The organism is Micromonospora sp. NPDC005161, from assembly GCF_053599855.1.
Genome location: NZ_JBSFYQ010000001.1, coordinates 346,642 through 363,517, shown reverse-complemented (window position 1 = coordinate 363,517; position 16,876 = coordinate 346,642). Strand labels below are relative to the sequence as shown.

General features: G+C 73.4%; 17 protein-coding genes and 1 tRNA gene. 10 read left to right on the top strand and 8 right to left on the bottom strand.

The annotated features are described in order from the left end of the window. The first annotated feature begins 2 nt into the window (after nucleotides 1-2). The 6 genes from ACWD5O_RS01700 (at nucleotide 3) to ACWD5O_RS01675 (ending at nucleotide 5,338) form a co-directional block, all read left to right on the top strand. Nucleotides 3-965 carry a UTP--glucose-1-phosphate uridylyltransferase gene (locus tag ACWD5O_RS01700; protein WP_354964590.1) on the top strand — a complete coding sequence of 321 codons (963 nt, stop codon included), beginning with the start codon at nucleotides 3-5 and terminating at the stop codon, nucleotides 963-965. Continuing rightward, nucleotides 962-2,275 carry a molybdopterin molybdotransferase MoeA gene (locus ACWD5O_RS01695; protein ID WP_074316573.1) on the top strand — a complete coding sequence of 438 codons (1,314 nt, stop codon included), beginning with the start codon at nucleotides 962-964 and terminating at the stop codon, nucleotides 2,273-2,275. Before ACWD5O_RS01700 ends, ACWD5O_RS01695 begins: the two co-directional genes overlap by 4 nt. 147 nt (nucleotides 2,276-2,422) lie before the next feature. Further along, a complete protein-coding gene (locus tag ACWD5O_RS01690; RefSeq protein WP_450084311.1) occupies nucleotides 2,423-3,073 on the top strand; it encodes a GNAT family N-acetyltransferase in 651 nt (216 codons plus the stop codon). Between the two features lie 252 nt (nucleotides 3,074-3,325). Then, entirely contained in the window at nucleotides 3,326-4,108 is a 783-nt protein-coding gene (gene sepX / locus ACWD5O_RS01685) for a divisome protein SepX/GlpR (RefSeq protein WP_450084310.1), read from the top strand. A gap of 214 nt (nucleotides 4,109-4,322) precedes the next feature. Then, nucleotides 4,323-4,396 (top strand) — tRNA-Ala (locus ACWD5O_RS01680). A gap of 327 nt (nucleotides 4,397-4,723) precedes the next feature. Continuing rightward, nucleotides 4,724-5,338, top strand: coding sequence for a TetR/AcrR family transcriptional regulator (locus ACWD5O_RS01675; protein ID WP_450084309.1), 615 nt, complete (start codon nucleotides 4,724-4,726; stop codon nucleotides 5,336-5,338). Between the two features lie 65 nt (nucleotides 5,339-5,403). Here the strand turns inward: ACWD5O_RS01675 and ACWD5O_RS01670 are convergent, their stop codons facing one another. Further along, nucleotides 5,404-6,090: a hypothetical protein gene (locus ACWD5O_RS01670; protein WP_387323183.1), complete on the bottom strand. Its 687-nt coding sequence runs from the start codon at nucleotides 6,088-6,090 to the stop codon at nucleotides 5,404-5,406. Nucleotides 6,091-6,173: 83 nt separating this feature from the next. On the opposite strand from ACWD5O_RS01670, the gene ACWD5O_RS01665 reads away from it, so the two are divergent. Both ACWD5O_RS01665 and ACWD5O_RS01660 read left to right on the top strand, forming a co-directional pair. Next, on the top strand, nucleotides 6,174-7,259 hold the full coding sequence (locus tag ACWD5O_RS01665; RefSeq protein ID WP_450084308.1) for a Gfo/Idh/MocA family protein: 1,086 nt from the start codon (nucleotides 6,174-6,176) through the stop codon (nucleotides 7,257-7,259). A gap of 69 nt (nucleotides 7,260-7,328) precedes the next feature. Then, nucleotides 7,329-7,787, top strand: coding sequence for an Rv0361 family membrane protein (locus ACWD5O_RS01660; RefSeq protein ID WP_450084307.1), 459 nt, complete (start codon nucleotides 7,329-7,331; stop codon nucleotides 7,785-7,787). A gap of 107 nt (nucleotides 7,788-7,894) precedes the next feature. Here the strand turns inward: ACWD5O_RS01660 and ACWD5O_RS01655 are convergent, their stop codons facing one another. From ACWD5O_RS01655 to ACWD5O_RS01645, 3 genes are all read right to left on the bottom strand, one after another. Continuing rightward, entirely contained in the window at nucleotides 7,895-8,086 is a 192-nt protein-coding gene (locus ACWD5O_RS01655) for a general stress protein CsbD (RefSeq protein ID WP_354964597.1), read from the bottom strand. A 69-nt stretch (nucleotides 8,087-8,155) separates the two neighbouring features. Next, nucleotides 8,156-9,103: a DUF4352 domain-containing protein gene (locus ACWD5O_RS01650; protein WP_387323191.1), complete on the bottom strand. Its 948-nt coding sequence runs from the start codon at nucleotides 9,101-9,103 to the stop codon at nucleotides 8,156-8,158. Between the two features lie 139 nt (nucleotides 9,104-9,242). Continuing rightward, nucleotides 9,243-9,899: a 4'-phosphopantetheinyl transferase family protein gene (locus ACWD5O_RS01645; RefSeq protein WP_450084306.1), complete on the bottom strand. Its 657-nt coding sequence runs from the start codon at nucleotides 9,897-9,899 to the stop codon at nucleotides 9,243-9,245. Nucleotides 9,900-10,109: 210 nt separating this feature from the next. On the opposite strand from ACWD5O_RS01645, the gene ACWD5O_RS01640 reads away from it, so the two are divergent. After that, nucleotides 10,110-10,379 (top strand): hypothetical protein, encoded by a 270-nt coding sequence (locus ACWD5O_RS01640; RefSeq protein WP_354964600.1) that lies wholly within the window; start codon nucleotides 10,110-10,112, stop codon nucleotides 10,377-10,379. A gap of 50 nt (nucleotides 10,380-10,429) precedes the next feature. Here ACWD5O_RS01640 and ACWD5O_RS01635 read toward each other — a convergent pair whose 3' ends face one another. The 3 genes from ACWD5O_RS01635 to ACWD5O_RS01625 all read right to left on the bottom strand — a co-directional run bounded on the left by ACWD5O_RS01635 (nucleotide 10,430) and on the right by ACWD5O_RS01625 (nucleotide 14,548). Continuing rightward, nucleotides 10,430-11,212: a peptidase gene (locus ACWD5O_RS01635; protein ID WP_450084305.1), complete on the bottom strand. Its 783-nt coding sequence runs from the start codon at nucleotides 11,210-11,212 to the stop codon at nucleotides 10,430-10,432. Next, nucleotides 11,212-12,495 (bottom strand): VWA domain-containing protein, encoded by a 1,284-nt coding sequence (locus ACWD5O_RS01630; protein ID WP_450084304.1) that lies wholly within the window; start codon nucleotides 12,493-12,495, stop codon nucleotides 11,212-11,214. The genes ACWD5O_RS01635 and ACWD5O_RS01630 overlap by 1 nt, the downstream gene beginning before the upstream one ends. Nucleotides 12,496-12,886: 391 nt before the next feature. Then, on the bottom strand, nucleotides 12,887-14,548 hold the full coding sequence (locus ACWD5O_RS01625; protein WP_450084363.1) for a dolichyl-phosphate-mannose--protein mannosyltransferase: 1,662 nt from the start codon (nucleotides 14,546-14,548) through the stop codon (nucleotides 12,887-12,889). 141 nt (nucleotides 14,549-14,689) lie between these two features. Between ACWD5O_RS01625 and rsmI the strand changes: the two genes are divergently transcribed. After that, nucleotides 14,690-15,529, top strand: coding sequence for a 16S rRNA (cytidine(1402)-2'-O)-methyltransferase (gene rsmI, locus ACWD5O_RS01620; RefSeq protein WP_450084303.1), 840 nt, complete (start codon nucleotides 14,690-14,692; stop codon nucleotides 15,527-15,529). A gap of 75 nt (nucleotides 15,530-15,604) precedes the next feature. On the opposite strand, the gene ACWD5O_RS01615 is transcribed toward rsmI, so the two are convergent. After that, entirely contained in the window at nucleotides 15,605-16,744 is a 1,140-nt protein-coding gene (locus tag ACWD5O_RS01615; protein ID WP_450084302.1) for a hypothetical protein, read from the bottom strand. Between the last annotated feature and the right edge of the window lie 132 nt (nucleotides 16,745-16,876).

The following is a 16,876-nucleotide window of genomic DNA, read 5'->3' as shown; positions in this document are numbered from 1 at the left end:
GCATGTCGGAGCACTCAGCGAACCCCTCATCGACGGTCGCCGCAACCGGCCGTCCCCTGGCGGTCAAGGCCGTCATCCCGGCCGCCGGACTGGCCACCCGGTTCCTGCCGGCCACCAAGGCGGTGCCCAAGGAGCTGCTGCCGGTGGTGGACCGGCCGGTGTTGCAGTACATCGTCGAGGAGGCCGCCCAGGCCGGCATGGGCGACGTGTTGCTGATCACCGGTCGGGGTAAGACGTCGATGGTGGACCACTTCGACCGTCGCCCCGACCTGGAAACCAGGCTGGAGGAGAAGGGCGACGCCGAGCGGCTGGCCGCAGTGCGCCGGCCCAGTGACCTGGCCGAGATCTACACCGTCCGGCAGCCGGAGCAGCTCGGGCTCGGCCACGCCGTCGGGTACGCCGAGGCCCACGTCGGCGACCAGCCCTTCGCGGTGCTGCTCGGCGACGAGTTCGTCAAGCCGTCCGAGCCGCTGCTGCCGGCCATGCTGGAGCTGCAGGCCCGCACCGGTGGCGTGGTGCTCGCCTTCTTCGAGGTCGACCCGGCCGACACCAAGCGGTACGGCATCGCCTCCGTCGAGCCGGCCGAGGCGGAGCTGACCGACATCGGCGAGGTCGTCAAGGTGACCGGCATGGTGGAGAAGCCGCAGCCGGAGGACGCGCCGAGCAACCTCGCGGTGCTGGGCCGCTACGTGCTGCCCGGCACGATCTTCGACGCGATCCGGCGGACCAAGCCGGGCAGCGGCGGTGAGATCCAGCTGACCGACGCGATGGAGCTGCTGCGCACCGAGGGCACGCCGGTGCACGCGATCGTCTACCGGGGCACCCGCTACGACACCGGAATGCCGTTGGGCTACCTCCAGACGGTGGTGCAGATCGCCGCCGAGCGCGACGACATGGGCGCCGAGTTCCGCTCCTGGCTGGCCGACTTCGTCAAGGCCGACGCGGCAGGCGGATCTGGTACATGACCGCGACGGCCGACGCCGAGGCGGCCGCGAACGAGTTGACGCCGCTCGCCGACTACCTGGGCAGCGTGCTGCGCAGGTTACGAGCGCTGCCGCCACTCGACCTCGACCTCACCCAGGCGTACGGCAACGTCCTCGCCGAGGACGTCGTCGCGCCGCACGCCTTTCCGGCCTTCGACCAGGCGGCCGTGGACGGGTACGCGGCCCGCTGGGAGGACATTTCCGGAGGGGGCCGGGGCCCCAGCTACGTCCCGGCCCCCTCCGGCACGCCCGGCGGCCGGACCATCCGGCTGAACGTGGTCGGCGACCTCGGCGCGGCGAGCTGGCGGCCCGTCCGGCTCACCCCGGGCTCGTGCTTCTCGGTGGCCGCCGGGGCGCCGCTGCCGGTCGCCGCCGACGTGGTGGTCCCGGTGGAGTGGACCGACCAGGGCATGGCCGCGGTGGAGATCTTCCGCACCCCCAAGCGGGGGTACGGGGTACGCCGCGCCGGTGAGGAGCTGCCCGCCGGCACCCTGCTCGCCCGGGCCGGCACGTACGTCTCCCCGGCCCTGGTCGCGGTCTTCGCCGCCACCGGCATCGGGCACGTGGTGGTCCGGCCCAGCCCACGCGTGGTGATCGTGGCCACCGGCGACGAGCTGGTCGACGTGGGCCGGGGCAGCCAGCCCGGGCAGGTGGTGGACGCGAACTCGCACGCGCTGACGGCCGCCGCGGCCGAGGTGGGGGCGCTGGCGTACCGGGTGGGCATCTGCGACGACGACCCGGAGGGGCTGCGCGGGCTGCTGGAGGACCAGACCCTGCGCGCCGACCTGATCATCACCACCGGGGGGACCGGCACCGGGCCGGGGGACATGGTGCGCCGGATCCTGTCCCGCCGGGAGGGCGGCCGGGCGGGGCCGGTCACCTTCACCGACGTGGCGCTCTATCCCGGCACCGCGCTCGGTTTCGGCACCGTCGGCGCCGAGGAGGTGCCGGTGGTCTGCCTGCCCGGCGACCCCGGCGCCGCGCTGATCGGCTTCGAGGTGCTGGCCCGTCCCGCCATCCAACTGCTCGCCGGCGCCGAGCCGGTGTTCCGGCCCAGCGTGCGGGCGCACCTGCTGGAGACCGTGTCGTCACCCGGCGGGCTGCGCGAGTTCCGGCCCGCCCACGTCGCCGAGCGGCGCGGCGGCGGGTACACGGTGCAGCCGCTCAGCGGTGGGCCGTTCACCCTCTCCGGGCTGGCCGAGGCGAACGGGCTGCTGGTGCTCGGCGAGCGGGTCACCACCGCCGCTGCCGGCTCCACGGTGGACGTCCTGCTGCTCGACCGTCGCCGGTGACGGTGTCCCGGTCTCCCGCCCGCAGGTGTGGCGGTGCGTCCGGGCGATCGGTGGTCCGCCTCCCGGCCCCACGAACATGAGGCCCTCTGCGCGGAGGGCGGTGGGTCGACTTGCGCGCTACACGGTCCCGCACGGGAGACTGTGCGGGTGAGTCTCTTCGGCCCCGAGCGGGCGCCCGGCTGGCCGGCGGTGCTGGTCGACGGCCCGGTGCTGCTGCGGCCCTACCGGCGCTCCGACGCGGGGGCGTGGTCGGAGGTACGGCGAGGCAACCGGGCCTGGTTGTCACCCTGGGAGTCGTCGCTGCCCGGCGACTGGGACGAGCTGAACTCGCCAGCCGCGTTCCGCTGGGTGCACCGTGACCAGCGGCGTTCGGCCCGCGAGGGCGAGGGCATGCCGTTCGCGGTCTGCCTGCGCGAGGCCGACCGGGACCGGCTGGTCGGGCACCTCAACGTGGGCAGCATCGTGCGGCGGGCCCTGTGTTCCGGGTACGTCGGCTACTGGGTGGACGCCCGGGTGGCCGGCCAGGGCGTGATGCCGACCGCGCTCGCGCTGGCCGTGGACCACGCGTTCGGCCCCGGCGGGCTGCACCGGGTGGAGGTGAACATCCGCCCCGAGAATCGGCCGTCCCGGCGGGTGGTGGAGAAGCTGGGCTTCCGCGAGGAGTCGTACCACGTGCGCTACATGCACATCGACGGCGCGTGGCGGGACCACATCGGATACGCGATGACCAGTGAGGAGATCGCTGCCGAGGGTGGTCTGCTGGCCCGATGGCACCGGGTTCGCGCCGGCGCGCGCTAAGAGGCCGTCGGGAAATCCCGGGGCGATCGAGCTGGGCCCGCCGTCGCCGCGGCGGGATTTCCCGACGGCCTCTCCGTCGTCCCACGGACGGGATCGGCGCGGCGCGGCGGCATCCCGGTCGGTGCGCCGTAACCTCAAGTAACTGCAAGCTTCGGCAAGCACTGCCCATCCGGACGATCCACTCGGCCGGGCGCGATCGGTAGAAGATCCTGCGGTCGGGTGGTGGTTGCTCCGAATTCGGTGACGGGAGGGGTGAGGGTGCCGACCTCGGTGCTCCTCGCCGTCCTCGCCGCCGCCGGCCTGCTCGCCCTGGCCCCGGCGCTGGTCCGCCGGTACGACGCCACAGAGCGGCTGGTGGCGGAGCGGGCGCAGTCGACGGCGCGGGTGCTCCAGCGCCGCCGACGGCGCCGCACTGTGCCGGGGCGCCGGCCCGTGCACCCGCCGCGCTCACTTGTTGTCACCCTCAGTGAGGATGCCGCTACCGGAGCGTTGACCGCGCCGGTCTCCGCGCCTCCGGCAGGCCGCCGCTTCGGCCGGCTGCGAGCCGTGCCGCCCGCATCGAAGCGGTCCCGCCGCCGCCCGTCGCCCCGCCGGCAGCACACCCCCGCCGTGTACCGGCGCCGCCGCGTCCTCGCCGCCCTGCTGCTGCTCAACGTCGTCGAGTTGATCGGCGTGCTGTTCGTCAGCCCCGGCTTCTGGATCGGCTTCTCGGTCACCTTCATGCTCCTGGCCGTGTACGTCGTCCACCTGCGCGGTCGGGCCCTGGCCGGCCGCCGCCGGCGCCGGGCCCGGGCCCGCGAGGCGGCCTGGCTGGCAGCCCGGCAGGCCGAGGTGCGCCGCGAGCAGGCCCGCCGCGCCGCGGCCCGTCGGGAGGCGCAGCGTCGGCTGGCAGCCCAGCGCGAGGGGGTACGCCGCGCCGCCATGGGCCTGGACCGGCCGGGCGACCTGCCAGCGGCTGTCAACGGCGCGTCGGTCTCCTACCGCCGAACGGGTGGCCTGCGCGGACGCCCCTACGAGGCCGGCCGCGGCGCGTGAGCCCGCGCGGTGGCGCTTGATCGACTCGGTTTCCTGGAAGTCGGGTTGTCGCGGCGTCCTGGATGCCCCGGTTTCCAGGAGACCGAGTGGATCTTCGGGTGGGTACGAGCGCTGCGCCGGGGGCGGATTCGCGGTGGGGGCCGGCGACCTGTTAGCCTTGCTGCCGGCCCGCCCGGTGTAAGCCGGGTGGGACCGAAGCCGGTTCGCCGGCGGAGGGGCTGTGGCGCAGACTGGTAGCGCACCTCGTTCGCATCGAGGGGGTCAGGGGTTCAAATCCCCTCAGCTCCACCCAGTTCAAGGCCGTTTCCGCGAGTCGGAAACGGCCTTTTTCGATCTTGTACAGCAGTGAAGGGCGACGGACGAGTCGACCTGTACGCCGGATTCAGTTGGCCGCTAAGTCAGTGGACCGCCAGCGAGATCGGCCGGACCGCGATGGTCGGCGCGATCGATGGTGCGGCGGCGTTGGTGGATGTCGTCTCACTCATGAGATGAGTGCCTTACTGGTCGATCGGCGTGGTGGCGGCATCCGGCGGTCTGGCAACATGTATTCCGGAGCGTCGCTCCGCTTAGCGGTACGGAGCAGCGCTCCGTTCAACAAGTGTTGGGATGTGAGCCATGCCACCGACTCCCGAACCACCTCCGCGCGTCGGCCGGCGACCGCGTTCGGACGCTCAGCGCAACCAGCGCACGCTTCTTGAGGCCGCCAGCGTTGTCTTCGTGCGCTCCGGCGTGGACGCTCCCGTGCGCGACATCGCCGCCGAGGCGGGTGTCGGCATGGGCACCGTCTACCGGCACTTTCCGACCCGGGCGGACCTCGTCGTCGCGGTGTTTCGGCATCAACTCGACGCGCTCGCCGGCGACACGGCGGTCGCCGAACCTGGTGTGACACCGTACGAAGCTCTCCGGCGCTGGGTGCTTCGCTTCGTCGATTTCCTCGTGACCAAACACGGTCTGGCTGAAGCGTTGCGCTCGGACCAGGCCGGCTTCGAAAGTCTGCACGCGGAGTTCGTCGAGCGCTTGTTGCCCGTGCTCGATCAGCTGCTCAAGGCATCAGCCGCCGCCGGCCAGACGCATTCGGACACCCGGGCGTCCGACCTCATGCTCGCCATCGGCAACCTGTGTATCGGCGTCGAGACCTTCCCCGACTACCGCGCGCGGCACATGATCGATGTGCTTCTCGGCGGGCTGGCCAGGAACAACGAGGAGACGCCGGGCAGCGGGGACCAGTAGTAGTCCCGATGGGTTCCCTCCCGCGGCGATCGGCCACTGGCGCGTCCCGAACAGACCCGAACGGATCAGGAGAAACGCTCGGTCGTCACCGGGATCAAGCCGTGCTGACGCAGAAGGTTCGTCAGGTCGCAGAGGGTGGCCGCCACCGCCGCGGAGTCGGCATTGCCCACCAGGACGGTCACGTCCAGGCACCAGGCGAGCCCGTGCCCGACTCGACGTAGGTCCCAGGTGAACTGGTCATCGCCCTGCTCCAGGTGACCGGCGGCAACCGACCCCGGCGACCTGTCGACCGCCGAATGCCAGGCCGTGCGCAAGCTCGCCACCTGCTCCTCCCGGAGGTCCTTGGCGAAGAGGACACGGTAGAGGCGACGCTCGTGGAATCCGGCGGGTGGCTGCGCGGGGCCGAATCGCAGCGGCGGAACGGTCGGGAACGGCTGGTGGTCGTGGAAGTACGTACGCAGCACCGCTTCGGCCGGAAGTTGACCGCCACCGAGTGTGCGACAGGCGTTCTCCGCGCCGCTGCGGCAGGTGGGGAGCACCCTCGCCAGCAGCTCCGGGTCGGAGCGCATGCGGCGGCTGAACGAAGCGGAACTCCACCAGCCGGCACCCGCGGGCGTCCAGCCCGCGCTGTCCAGGCCTGCGGTCGTGTGGTCGGGGTGGCGGGTGAACTCCTCGACGACGATCCCCTCGACCTCGCCGGCCGGATGACCGGCCAGGATCAGGTAGTAGTCCAGCGACGGGTTGGTGACCATCCTCCGCCTCTCTGCTGGCGCGGATCCCAGGCAACCCTAGCGAATCGGCCGACTAGCATCCGGACTCGACGTGAGGAGTCCAAATGACATCGGCGGTCCAGACCAGGTTCGGCCTCGTCGGCAGTGGTTGGCGGGGCGAGTTCTTCCTCCGCCTGGCTCGACTGCTGCCGGAGCGGTTCCGCGCGACCGGGGTGGTCACGCGTACCGAATCGCGCGGTGCCGCGGTGGCGGCCGAGTGGGGCGTGCGGACCTTCCGCACGACGGCCGAACTGCTCGCCCACGAGCGGCCGGACTTCGTCATCGTGTCGGTGCCCTGGTCGGTGACGCCCGAGGCGACCCGCGACCTGGTCGCGGCCGGGGTGCCGGTGCTCGCCGAGACGCCGCCCGCGCCCGACCTGGCGCGGCTGCGGTCCCTCTGGTCCGACGTCGGAGGCAGTGACCTGGTGCAGGTCGCCGAGCAGTACCTGCTGATGCCCGGGCACGCGGCCCGGCTGGAGGTGATCCGCGCCGGGGTGCTGGGTGAACCGACCTCCGTCCAGGTCTCCTCCACGCACCTGTACCACGCGGTCTCGCTGATCCGTGGTCTGCTCGGCGTCGGGTACGACGTCGCCGAGGTCAACGCGCGGGCGTTCGTCGCGCCACTGGCCAACCCGTTGTCACCCGCCGGCTGGAGCGGTGACGCCACCCCGCAGCAACTCTCCACCATCCTCGCCACCATCGACTTCGGCGGGCGGATGGGGCTGTACGACTTCACCGACAACCAGTGGTGGAACCCCCTGCGTACCCGCCGGTTGGTGGTGCGGGGGTCGCTCGGCGAGCTGGTGGACGATCGGGTGGTCCGTTTGGTCGACCCGGCCACGCCGGTGGAGTCGTCCCTGGTGCGGCGGCAGACCGGCGTCGACCTGAACCTCGAAGGGCTCGACCTGAAGCACATCAGCTTCGACGGCGCCGTGGTCTACCGCAATCCGTTCGTCGGCAGTGGAATGTCCGACGACGACATCGCCGTGGCCGACATCTTGGCTCGCGCCGGCGCCTGGGCACGGGAGGAAGGCCCGGCGCCGTATCCCCTGGCGGAGGCGTGCCAGGACCACCTCATCAGCCTCGCCATCGAGGAATCGATACGCACCGACCGTCCGGTCGTCACCGCCAAGGAGGCGTGGGCACGGTAGCCGCGGCCGAGATCGATCTGTGCTCCGGTCGTGTTCGGGTCCTGACTCGCCGTGGCTAGCGTGCCGGGTATGACGCCACCGATGCACACGCCGCCCGGGGTCGTTGGCCAGCGAGGCTGGGGGCCGTGGGCCGTCGCCGCCGCCTGCGTGGTGGCGCTGCTGGCGGCGGCATTCCTTCCGGTGCTCGGCTTTCTGGTGTGGATGTACGGCGGCCCGGACATCGATGAGGCGCGAGCCGCAGCCGATCGGTTCGTGCAGCACCTGGAGCAGAACCAGGACGACACCGCTTACCGCTCGATGTGTTCGGAGGTGAAGGACCGAATCACCGTCGAAGAGTTCACCGAGGCGGTGGAGCGACTGGGCCGTCCGGTCTCCCACGATCTCGGGCGGGCCGGATTCGGCAATGAAGCCGGCAGCAGTGCGTTCGTGACCGTGCGACTGACCGGCGGTTCCGGTGCGACGACGTCATTGAGTCTCCGGCTCGAGACCGAACCGGACTGGCGCGTCTGCAGCGACACCTTCGGCTGACCGTCGTCCTTCGCGCGCACGACGAACCCGCCAGGGATGGGCACCGGCTGCCAGCCGTGCGGTGGCGCCCCCGGGCACGCCGGACGGGGCGCCACCGCAGTGGCGCGTCAGCTGGTGAAGTCGTCCGAAACGTCCCGGGCGTCCTCCTGGACGTGCTCGCCGGGCTGGTTGCCCCGGATCTCATCGCGCTGCGCCACGCGATCCGCCTGTGACCGCTCGTTCCGGGTCATGTTGCCCACCTGCGCCTTCGCCGGACCGGCCACGCGCTCAACCTGGTCGTTCGCCCTCTCCACGCTCATGTCGCCTCCCTTTCGTCGCGGCGGGACGCCTCTCCTGACTTGCGTCCCCGCCCTCCGTCGGGGGAAACGTCAGGGCTTCCAGGAGCCGGCGGTCTCGAACTCGTGCTGGTACTCCAGCACACCCTTGGTGTCGGGCACGTCGAACACGACGCTGCCGGTGCGCTTGGTGCCGGCGGTCAGGTCGTTGCCGGCGGGCATGGGCTTGCCGCAGCCCGAGAAGGCCCCACCGATCGCGTTGGTCTCGGTGCCGTCGGCGGCGACCCACTGGAAGAAGAGCGGGTTCGTCGAACCGGTGCCCTTGGTGACTGCGACCGTCACGTCGGCGATCACGTACATGCCCTCGTCCGGCTTGAGGCCGTACGACTTGCAGGGCTTGGTGGAGGTGCTGAACTTCGTCACCGTGATCTCGACGGTGCCGTCGTCGCCGTCGATGACCAGGGTGTCCCCGGGCGACATGTTCCGGGTGTCGTCGTCCGTCGAGGGCGGGGCCGACGAGCGCGGGGCCGACGAGGGGGCGCCGATCGGCGGCTGCCCGACGCCCCGGGTCACGCCCGGGGCCGGCAGGGCTTCGGTCACGTCGTTGGCGGCCCGGTTCGCCCCGATGACCACCGCCACGATGCCGCCGGCGCAGCACAGCAGGGTGAGCACGGCCGCGGTGACCGCGATGACCACCACGGTCTTCTTGGAGTTCTTCGCGGGTACGGGCGGCGGCATGGTGAGCGGGTGGCCCGGCCCGCCGGGTGGCGGGTACGCGCCGCCGCCCGCTCCCGGGTACGCGCCGCCCGAGAACGGCGGCGGCGGCCAGGCCTGGTCCGGCGCGGTCGGGTACGGCGGGCTGGCGTACGGCGCCTGCGGCGCGTTCCCCCCTGCCGACCACGGGTTGGGCGGCACGGGCGCCTGCGGGACCGTCGGCTCGGCGGCGGACTGCTGCGGTGTCGCCGGGAACGGTTGGGTCGGCGGCTCCGGGTTCGGCTGTTGGGGGTCCTGCGGCCCGACGGGGGGCTGGGGGTGGGTCACCGTACTCCTTGACGCCTCGGTACGTGCGGTTCGCGAACCCGCCGACGCTACCGTGCGTCATTGACCGCCCGGTCGCCGCGCCAGATCCCGTCCCACGCCGGACCACCACGGTGGACGGTCCGGTGTCGGACGCCGGGTGTCAGCGGAGCGGGAGAACGGCGGCGGTGCGGACCAGCCCGTCGGCGACCGCGAACCGGCCGCTGACCGTGGCCGGCGGGTCGGCGACCGCCGCCGCGTCCACCCGGGCCGGCGCGATCCGGGCGGTGAACGTGCCGGCGTCCGGGTCGAGATCGAGCCGGGCGTCGTGGAAGTCCAGCCAGCTCCCGACGACCGGGTACCAGACCTTGTAGACGGTCTCCTTGGCGCTGAACAGCACGACCGGCCAGGAGACGCCGCGGGGCAGCCGCGCGCAGGCCTCCTCCTCCTCGGGCAGCAGCACGAGTCGGCGTACTCCCTCATTTATCTCGCGGTGCTGCTCGGCGTCCATTCCGACGGACCGGAGGTCGGTGCTGCGCGCCGCCGCGGCGGCGCAGTAGCCGGTGGTGTGGGTGATGCTGCCGACCACCCCGGCCGGCCAGACCGGCGCGCGGTCGGCGGCGGCCGGAACGGCGGCCGGTGGCAGGCCGAGGCCGGCCATCGCCCGGCGGGCGCAGACCCGCCCGGCGGTGAAGTCCCGCCGGCGGGTCTGAACCGCCCGCTCGCCCAGGCAGGCCTGCTCGGCGGCGAGCAGTTCCCCGACCCAGTCGTCCGGGTCGGCGACGGCCACCGCCACCGTCGCGGGCAGCAGGTCACGCATTGCCGGCTACCGGTCGGTAGATAGGGACGCGCTGCGCCGACTTCGGGTCGACCGTCAACTTTCCGACTGCCACGAGGGGAGAACGTACCGGAAGGATGTAACACCGGAGGGACGCGCAGCGCTCGCACTGATGGCACCGGGGGGCCACCATCAGCCGCTGACCGGGGCTCGGCAACCGCCAGTCCTGCGGACATCTGGAGAGGACGTGCGATGACCGATGGTGCGGAACGGCCGGGAGGACGGGCTGACGATCACGCCCCGACAACCCCCGGCTGGAGCTGCGGCTCCTGCGGCGAAGAGTGGCCGTGCGCGACGAAGCGCAGCCGGCTGCTGGCCGAATACGGGGGTGACCGGGCGATGCTCAGCGTCTACCTGGGCTCCTGTCTCGCCGCCGCCACGGAGGACCTGCGCGCCGCCCCGGTGATGTCCCTCCAGGATCGGTTCATCGGCTGGCTGCCGCGCGGCTCGCGACGCGCCTGAGCCCGCCGGTGGCCCCGCCGCCGGGCGGGGCCACCGGGGGTCGGGCTCGTTCAGCCGCGCCGGGGTCGCCGGGTCAGGGCGAAGCCGACGACGCCGGCTACCGCGGCCAGCACACCGCCGATGCCGGTCCAGACCCAGCGCGAGCCGAGATCCGGCAGCCAGTCCGCCGGTGAGTCAGCCTCGTCGTCGGCCTCCGCGTCGGCCGCCGGTACGGCGGTGAGCACCGTGCCCGCCTTGGTGTTCGGCACCAGCGGCGCGGCCAACTCGCCGTCGTCGGCCGAGGCGCCCCGGTCGGCGACGGTGCCGACCAGCAGGTCGACGTCGATCGGCGCGCCCAGGTCCGGTTCCGGCAGGTCCACCACGGAGAGCCGGATGACGTACGTGCCGGGCAGCGGATCGGCCGACCACGGCTCCGCCCAGGGCCGCACCTCGCGCAGCGTGCAGCCCAGCGCCACGCTCGACGCCCGCGCGTCCACCGTCGGGGTCTGCGCCCCGGCGGTGCACGCCTGCCGCCGGCGCAACCCGTCGAAGACGTCGACGGTCCAGGTGGAATCACCGCCGCGTGCCTTCGGGAAGGTGACGGTGGCGCTGATCTCCTGCACCTGCCCGGCCGTTGCCGGGAAGGACCAGTAGAGGTGGTCGCCGACCGAGGCGTCCACCCGCACCGGTTGCCCGGCGGTGATCGGCGTGGCGGTCAGGAACGACGTGCCGGCCCGGGTCACCGGCGTGGCGCCCGGCGAGGGGGTGGGGGCGGCGACGGCCGCCGCGGGCAGCAGCGCGGACCCGCCGGCGGCGAGGACCGCCGCCAGCGACCGGAACAGTGCGGTACGCATCAGTTCTCCCTCCAGGTGGCGACCCACCAGCGGGTGAGCAGGCCGGCGAGCAGTCCGGTGAGCAGGCCGGCCACGGTGAGCAGGGCGAGCAGCGCCCAGCCCCGGCCGAGGTCGGGCCCGTCCGGCGCGGGCGCGGCGGCGACCACGTCGACGGTCAGCTCGACCGGCATGCCGGGCGTCGCCGCGGTGCCTGGGCGCGGGGCGAAGGAGTTGCTCACCACCAGGCAGACGGTGGTGGGCTCGATGGCCGCTGCCGCGGTCTCCTCGGCCTCGACGGCGTCCTCGTCGTCGGCGCTGGCCGACCAGCGCAGCCCGGCGGAGAGCACGTCGGCGCGCCCGCTGCCGGCGTCCGCGCCACGGACCAGTTCCCGGCCGTCCGCCGCGGTGGCCCGCAGCAGCACCCCGTAGTCCCGGTTCACCGGCCGGTCCAGAGCCATGCTCACCGACGCGCGCAGCTCCTGCCCGGGGCGCACCGGCACCCGGTAGTAACGGTGCTCGGAGAACGCCTCCCGGTCGGCGTAGACGCCGGGGGCCAGCAGTGGCGCCGAGTCGCAGGCGTTCGCGCCGCCGACCACGGTCGGGGCCCGGGTGTGCGTGTCACCGGCACGCTCGACGAGTTGCTTGATCCGGTCGGTCAGCTCCTCGGCGCTCTGCGCCGCGGTGTAGGTGCCGCCGGTCGCGCCGGCGATGCAGAGCAGCTGCCGACGGACTTTCTCGTCGGGGGCCAGGCCGAGCGTGTCGACCACCAGGCTGGTGCCCTGGGCGGCCAGCTCGCGGGCCACCTCGCACGGGTCCGGCGGGGCGCAGGTGTCCTCCCCGTCGGTGATCAGCACGATCCGTCGGGTGGTGGCGCCGGTGCCCAGGTCCTGCGCGGCGGAGCGCAGCGCGAGGCCGACCGGCGTGAACCCGGTCGGTCGTAGCGTCGCCACCGCCGCCTTGGCGCGCGCACGGTCCACCGGCCCGACGGGCACGATCTGCTGGGTGTCCTGGCAGCCGACCTTCTTGTCCTTGCCCCGGTAGGTCGCGCCGAGCACCCGGATGCCGAGCTGTGTCTCGGCGGGCAGCGCGTCCACGACCTCGTTGAACGCCTGCTGGGCGACTGGGATTCGGCTATGCCCGTCGATGTCCGCGGCCCGCATCGAGCCGCTGACGTCGAGCACCAGCTCGACCCGGGGCGGCTCGGCCGCCGGCTCCTCGTCGGCCGCCGCCGGGACCGGCCCGGTCAGCGCGGTGGTCGCCAGCAGTCCGAGAAGGACGGCCGCCGATCGTCTGAAGTTGATCACGGCCCGCAGTGTAGTTAGATCCACTTTGGATGATCATTTGGGTGGTGGTTGGTGACCGCCGGGCACCGGTCCGGCGGGCGCCGGACGTGGGCGCGGCGAGCGGGGTCGCGCGGCCTCGGGCCTGCTCGTTCGGGGCGCTGAGTCCACGCCGGGTCACCCTCGGTCAACGGCCGGAGGGGAGGCGTCGGCCCGGCCCGCATCCGTCGGAAATCTGACCCAAGTCGACCCGTTGTGCCGGTGGTGCGCGGTGGTTAAGCTGCTCATGCGCGCCCCAATCGCCCGCTTCCCCCGTGGCAGGCGATCGGGGCGCGCATCTTTGTAGAACGGGCCCGCACGCCGAAGCGTGCGGGCCCGTTTCCGTCGCGCTGAGCGGCGCGTCGCCTGCCGATGCTTATATCCAGCGCCCGTCCAGCCACATGCGGGACAGCCAGTCCGAGTACGGGATCAGCCGACCCACGAAGATCGGATAGAAGTACGCGAAGCAGAGCGCCACCAGCAGCACGTACGCGCCGGCCGCGATGCTGCCCACCAACCGGCGTTCGTAGCCCGGGTCGCCGGGCACCAGTGGCGCCACCTCGCCGACGTCACCCCCGGCCGGGGCGATCAGCGCACCCAGCACGTAGACGACGGCCAGCACCAGGAAGGGCAGCGCGGGTGCGGCGTAGAACGAGAACATCGTCCGGCCGTCGAGGGCGAACACGAACCAGGGCAGCAGCCCGGCCGCCACGCTGAGCAGGAGCGCTCCGGCCCGCCAGTCGCGGCGAGCCACACCCAGCCAGACCAGCGCCACCAGGGCGGGCAGGAACGACCACCAGAGCAGCGGGGTGCCGAGCAGCAGGATCTCCGAGGCGCAGGACGGCGCGCCACAGGCGCCATCGCCGGACCAGTGGAACGCCACCGGACGGCCGAGCAGAAGCCACTGCCAGGGCCACGACTGGTATTTGTGCGGGGTGTCCAGCCCGGTGTGGAAGCCGAATGCCGCCCGGTGGTACTCGAAGAGGTTGATCAGCGGACCGATCACCGGGGTGTCGCTGAGCGGGGCGTTCGGATAGGACGACGCGAGCCGGTAGTAGCCGTCGTCGCTGAGCAGCCAGCCCGACCAGGTGGCCAGGTAGGTGCCCACCATCAGCACGCCGGCCAGCACCAGCCAGGGCAGCTCGTCGAGCAGGGTGTCCCGCCAGGGCCGGCGGACCCCGGCCGAGCGGCGGACGCCGACCTCCCAGAGGAGCACCAGCAGCGCGAAGGCCGGCACGAAGTAGAGCGCGCTCCACTTCACCGCGCAGGCGCAGCCGAGCAGCACCCCGGCGGCGAGCCGCCACCACGGCCAGGTGCGCCAGCCGGTCGGCGGCCGGCCGGCGCGGCCGGGCAGGGACGGGTCGAGCCCGTCGTCGAGCGCCCGCGCCCAGCGCCGGCGGCGGGCGTCGCGGTCGAGCACCAGCGCGCCGAACGCGGCCAGCACGAAGAAGAGCAGGAAGATGTCGAGCAGCGCCGCGCGGGACAGCACCAGGTGGAAGCCGTCCAGAGCGAGCAGCAGGCCGGCCGCGCAGCCCAGCACCGTCGAGCGGAACATCCGCCGCCCGATGCGGACCAGCAGCAGCACCGACAGCGTGCCGACCACGGCCGCCGAGAACCGCCAGCCGAACTCCGGGGCGGTGGTCATCAGGTGCCCGGGGACGGAGACCTTCGACTCGACGTCCTGATAGCCGAAGGCCCACTCGCCGAGGCCGATCAGCCACTTGCCCAGCGGGGGGTGCACCACGTACGACGGGGCGTTGTCCTTGTAGTTCCACTCGACGCCGCGGCTGATCAGCCCGTAGGCGTCCTTGGCGTAGTACGTCTCGTCGAAGATCTTGCCCTTCGGGCTGGACAGGCCGACGAAGCGCAGGATCGCCGCGATGGCCACCACGACGGCGGTGGCCAGCCACGAGAAGCGGTCCAGCCGGGTGTCGACGGTGGTGAACCGTCGGCGGACCCCGCCGGACACCGCGCCACCGCCGGCGGGGGGCGACGCGGACTCCTGGTCGGGGCTCTGGTCGCTCGTCACGTCGACCATCTTTGCCGGGTCGGCGCTCGGGCTCTGCGCTGTCGACGCACTCGTCACCCGGCGATCGTAGGCTGCCAACGTGTCCGGTGGCGTCCGTCGTCCCTGATACCGGTATCCGCTGTCAACGAAGGAGACGATCCTGTGGGTGAAATGTCCGAAGCTGGGCGCCTGATCCTGCTCGGCGCCCCGCTCGGCAACCCCGCCGACGCCTCGGCCCGGTTCCGGGAGGTGCTGACCAGCGCCGACGTGGTGGCCGCCGAGGACACTCGCCGGCTCACCCGGCTGGCCCGCGACCTCGACATCACCGTCGGCGGCCGGATCGTCTCCTACTTCGAGGGCAACGAGGAGCGACGTACCCCCGAGCTGGTCGAAGTCATCCTCGGCGGGTACGTGGTGGCGCTGGTGACCGACGGCGGGATGCCGAGCGTCTCCGACCCCGGCTACCGGCTGGTCCGGGCCGCACTGGACGTCGGGGCGCCGGTCAGCGTCGCGCCCGGGCCGAGTGCGGTGACCACCGCGTTGGCCGTCTCCGGGCTGCCCTGCGACCGGTTCTGCTTCGAGGGCTTTCTTCCCCGTACTCCCGGCGCCCGTCGATCCCGGCTGCGCGCCCTCGCCGCCGAGGAGCGCACCCTCGTCTTCTTCGAGGCGCCGCACCGGATCGGAGCGGCGCTCGCCGACCTGGCCGAGACGTTCGGGGCGGATCGGCCGGCGGCGCTCTGCCGGGAGCTCACCAAGACCTACGAGGAGGTCCTGCGCCGCCCGCTCGGCGAGCTGGCCCGGTGGGCCGCTGAGGGAGATCCGCGCGGGGAGATCACCCTGGTGGTGGCCGGGGCGCCGGTGACCGCCGCGGAACGCCCCGACGACGACACCCTGCGCGCGGCGGTCGCCGAGCGGGAGGCGGCCGGCCGGTCACGCCGCGACGCCATCACCGACGTCGCCACCGAGTACGCCCTGCGCCGCCGCGACGTCTACACCATCGTGCACAGCTGACCCACGTTCGCGGCGCGCCGGACCGGGTTCACCGGGTGGTCGGTCCCGCACGCGGGAGTTCACCGGGCGGACGGGTCACCACGCGGCGGCGAGGAAACCGAGAGTGATCAGCGCCGGGCCGGCGACGGCGACCGCGACCGCCCAGCGGCGGTTCCGTCGGCCCGGCAGCCGCGTCGCTCCGGTCCACCGGGCGATACCGGCGGCGCAGCCGAGCACCACCAGCAGGCCGGGCAGCCAGAGGAGGTGCCGGGCCACGCCGGTGTCGACGTACGCGGTGCCGCCGTCGGGGCCGGCCATCCGCGCCGGCAGCGCCGTCCCGGGGACGTCTCGGCCGGCGGGTACGCCGCCGACCCGTACCCCGTGTGCCAGGAACCGCCCGTCGTGCGCCGTGAAGATTCCCCGGCAGCGCTGGGTGAGCCCGCCGCCGGTGCAGTCGTCGATCACCACCGTGCCGACCCGGGCATGCCCGACCGCGAGCCAGAACGGGCCGGCGCTGACCCAGGCGAAGAAGGCCGCGACCAGGCTCAGCAGCACCAGCACCAGCACCGCGAGCCCGGGCAGCGGGTCCGGGGGTGGAGTGGTGCGGGTCGGTGCCCGGCGCCGGGCCGCCCCGGAGGCCCGGTCCCGCTCCGGTGCGGGATCGTCCCGGACAGGGGTGCCGTCCCAGTGCACCTGCTCGATCGGCGCCCAGTAGGTGCCGTCGTCACCATCCGGCGGCGTGTCGCGGTCGGTCCGGCGGGCGCCCCGGTGCCAGCGGCTGTGCTGCCGGACCGGCACCCGGCGCGGCACCGCGTCCACCGGGGCCCCGGTGGTCGGCTCCAGCTCGACGGCCGCCGCGGGCTCCCCGCCGGCCGGTGCCCTGCCGCCGGACGGGTCCACCGGCGTGGGACGAGCCGGGGTGGGTGCCCGCGCGGCCGGCGTGGGACGGCCCGGAGCCGGCGCGGCCGGCGTCGGACGGTCCGGAGTCGCGGCGATCCCCGCCGTGCCGTCCGGCTTCGGCGTGGCTGTCCGCCCCGCCGGCGTGGGCCGCTGCCTGCCGGGCCAGCCGGCGGCGGGGGCCGGTGAAGCGGTGGCGCCGGGCACCAGCCGGGGCTGGGGCGCGACCGTTCCACCACGCGCCCCGCCGGGCTCGGGGCTGGGGTCGTCGCCGATCGTCGGCCCGGTGGGACGGTCATCGTGGTCCCGGGCCGCTCGTGTGCCAGTCACGACGTTCATTGCACACCGGTGCCGGAGTCGGATCGGGCAGGCTGAGCGCGTGTCGACACAAATCGGACCAACGGGCGGGGTGCCCGGACCGGTCCGCCGACCCCGCACCCCCCATTGGTTCGCGGGCGTCCCGGAGAGGTC

Coding starts and splice junctions, on each gene's coding strand:
- ACWD5O_RS01635 (WP_450084305.1), bottom strand. CDS start 11,212: ATGCGTACCGCACTGTTCCGGTCGCTGGCGGCGGTCCTCGCCGCCGGC.
- ACWD5O_RS01695 (WP_074316573.1), top strand. CDS start 962: ATGACCGCGACGGCCGACGCCGAGGCGGCCGCGAACGAGTTGACGCCG.
- ACWD5O_RS01645 (WP_450084306.1), bottom strand. CDS start 9,899: ATGCGTGACCTGCTGCCCGCGACGGTGGCGGTGGCCGTCGCCGACCCG.
- ACWD5O_RS01660 (WP_450084307.1), top strand. CDS start 7,329: ATGACGCCACCGATGCACACGCCGCCCGGGGTCGTTGGCCAGCGAGGC.
- ACWD5O_RS01625 (WP_450084363.1), bottom strand. CDS start 14,548: ATGGTCGACGTGACGAGCGACCAGAGCCCCGACCAGGAGTCCGCGTCG.
- rsmI (WP_450084303.1), top strand. CDS start 14,690: ATGTCCGAAGCTGGGCGCCTGATCCTGCTCGGCGCCCCGCTCGGCAAC.
- ACWD5O_RS01670 (WP_387323183.1), bottom strand. CDS start 6,090: ATGGTCACCAACCCGTCGCTGGACTACTACCTGATCCTGGCCGGTCAT.
- ACWD5O_RS01655 (WP_354964597.1), bottom strand. CDS start 8,086: ATGAGCGTGGAGAGGGCGAACGACCAGGTTGAGCGCGTGGCCGGTCCG.
- ACWD5O_RS01675 (WP_450084309.1), top strand. CDS start 4,724: ATGCCACCGACTCCCGAACCACCTCCGCGCGTCGGCCGGCGACCGCGT.
- ACWD5O_RS01700 (WP_354964590.1), top strand. CDS start 3: ATGTCGGAGCACTCAGCGAACCCCTCATCGACGGTCGCCGCAACCGGC.
- ACWD5O_RS01640 (WP_354964600.1), top strand. CDS start 10,110: ATGACCGATGGTGCGGAACGGCCGGGAGGACGGGCTGACGATCACGCC.
- ACWD5O_RS01615 (WP_450084302.1), bottom strand. CDS start 16,744: ATGAACGTCGTGACTGGCACACGAGCGGCCCGGGACCACGATGACCGT.
- ACWD5O_RS01665 (WP_450084308.1), top strand. CDS start 6,174: ATGACATCGGCGGTCCAGACCAGGTTCGGCCTCGTCGGCAGTGGTTGG.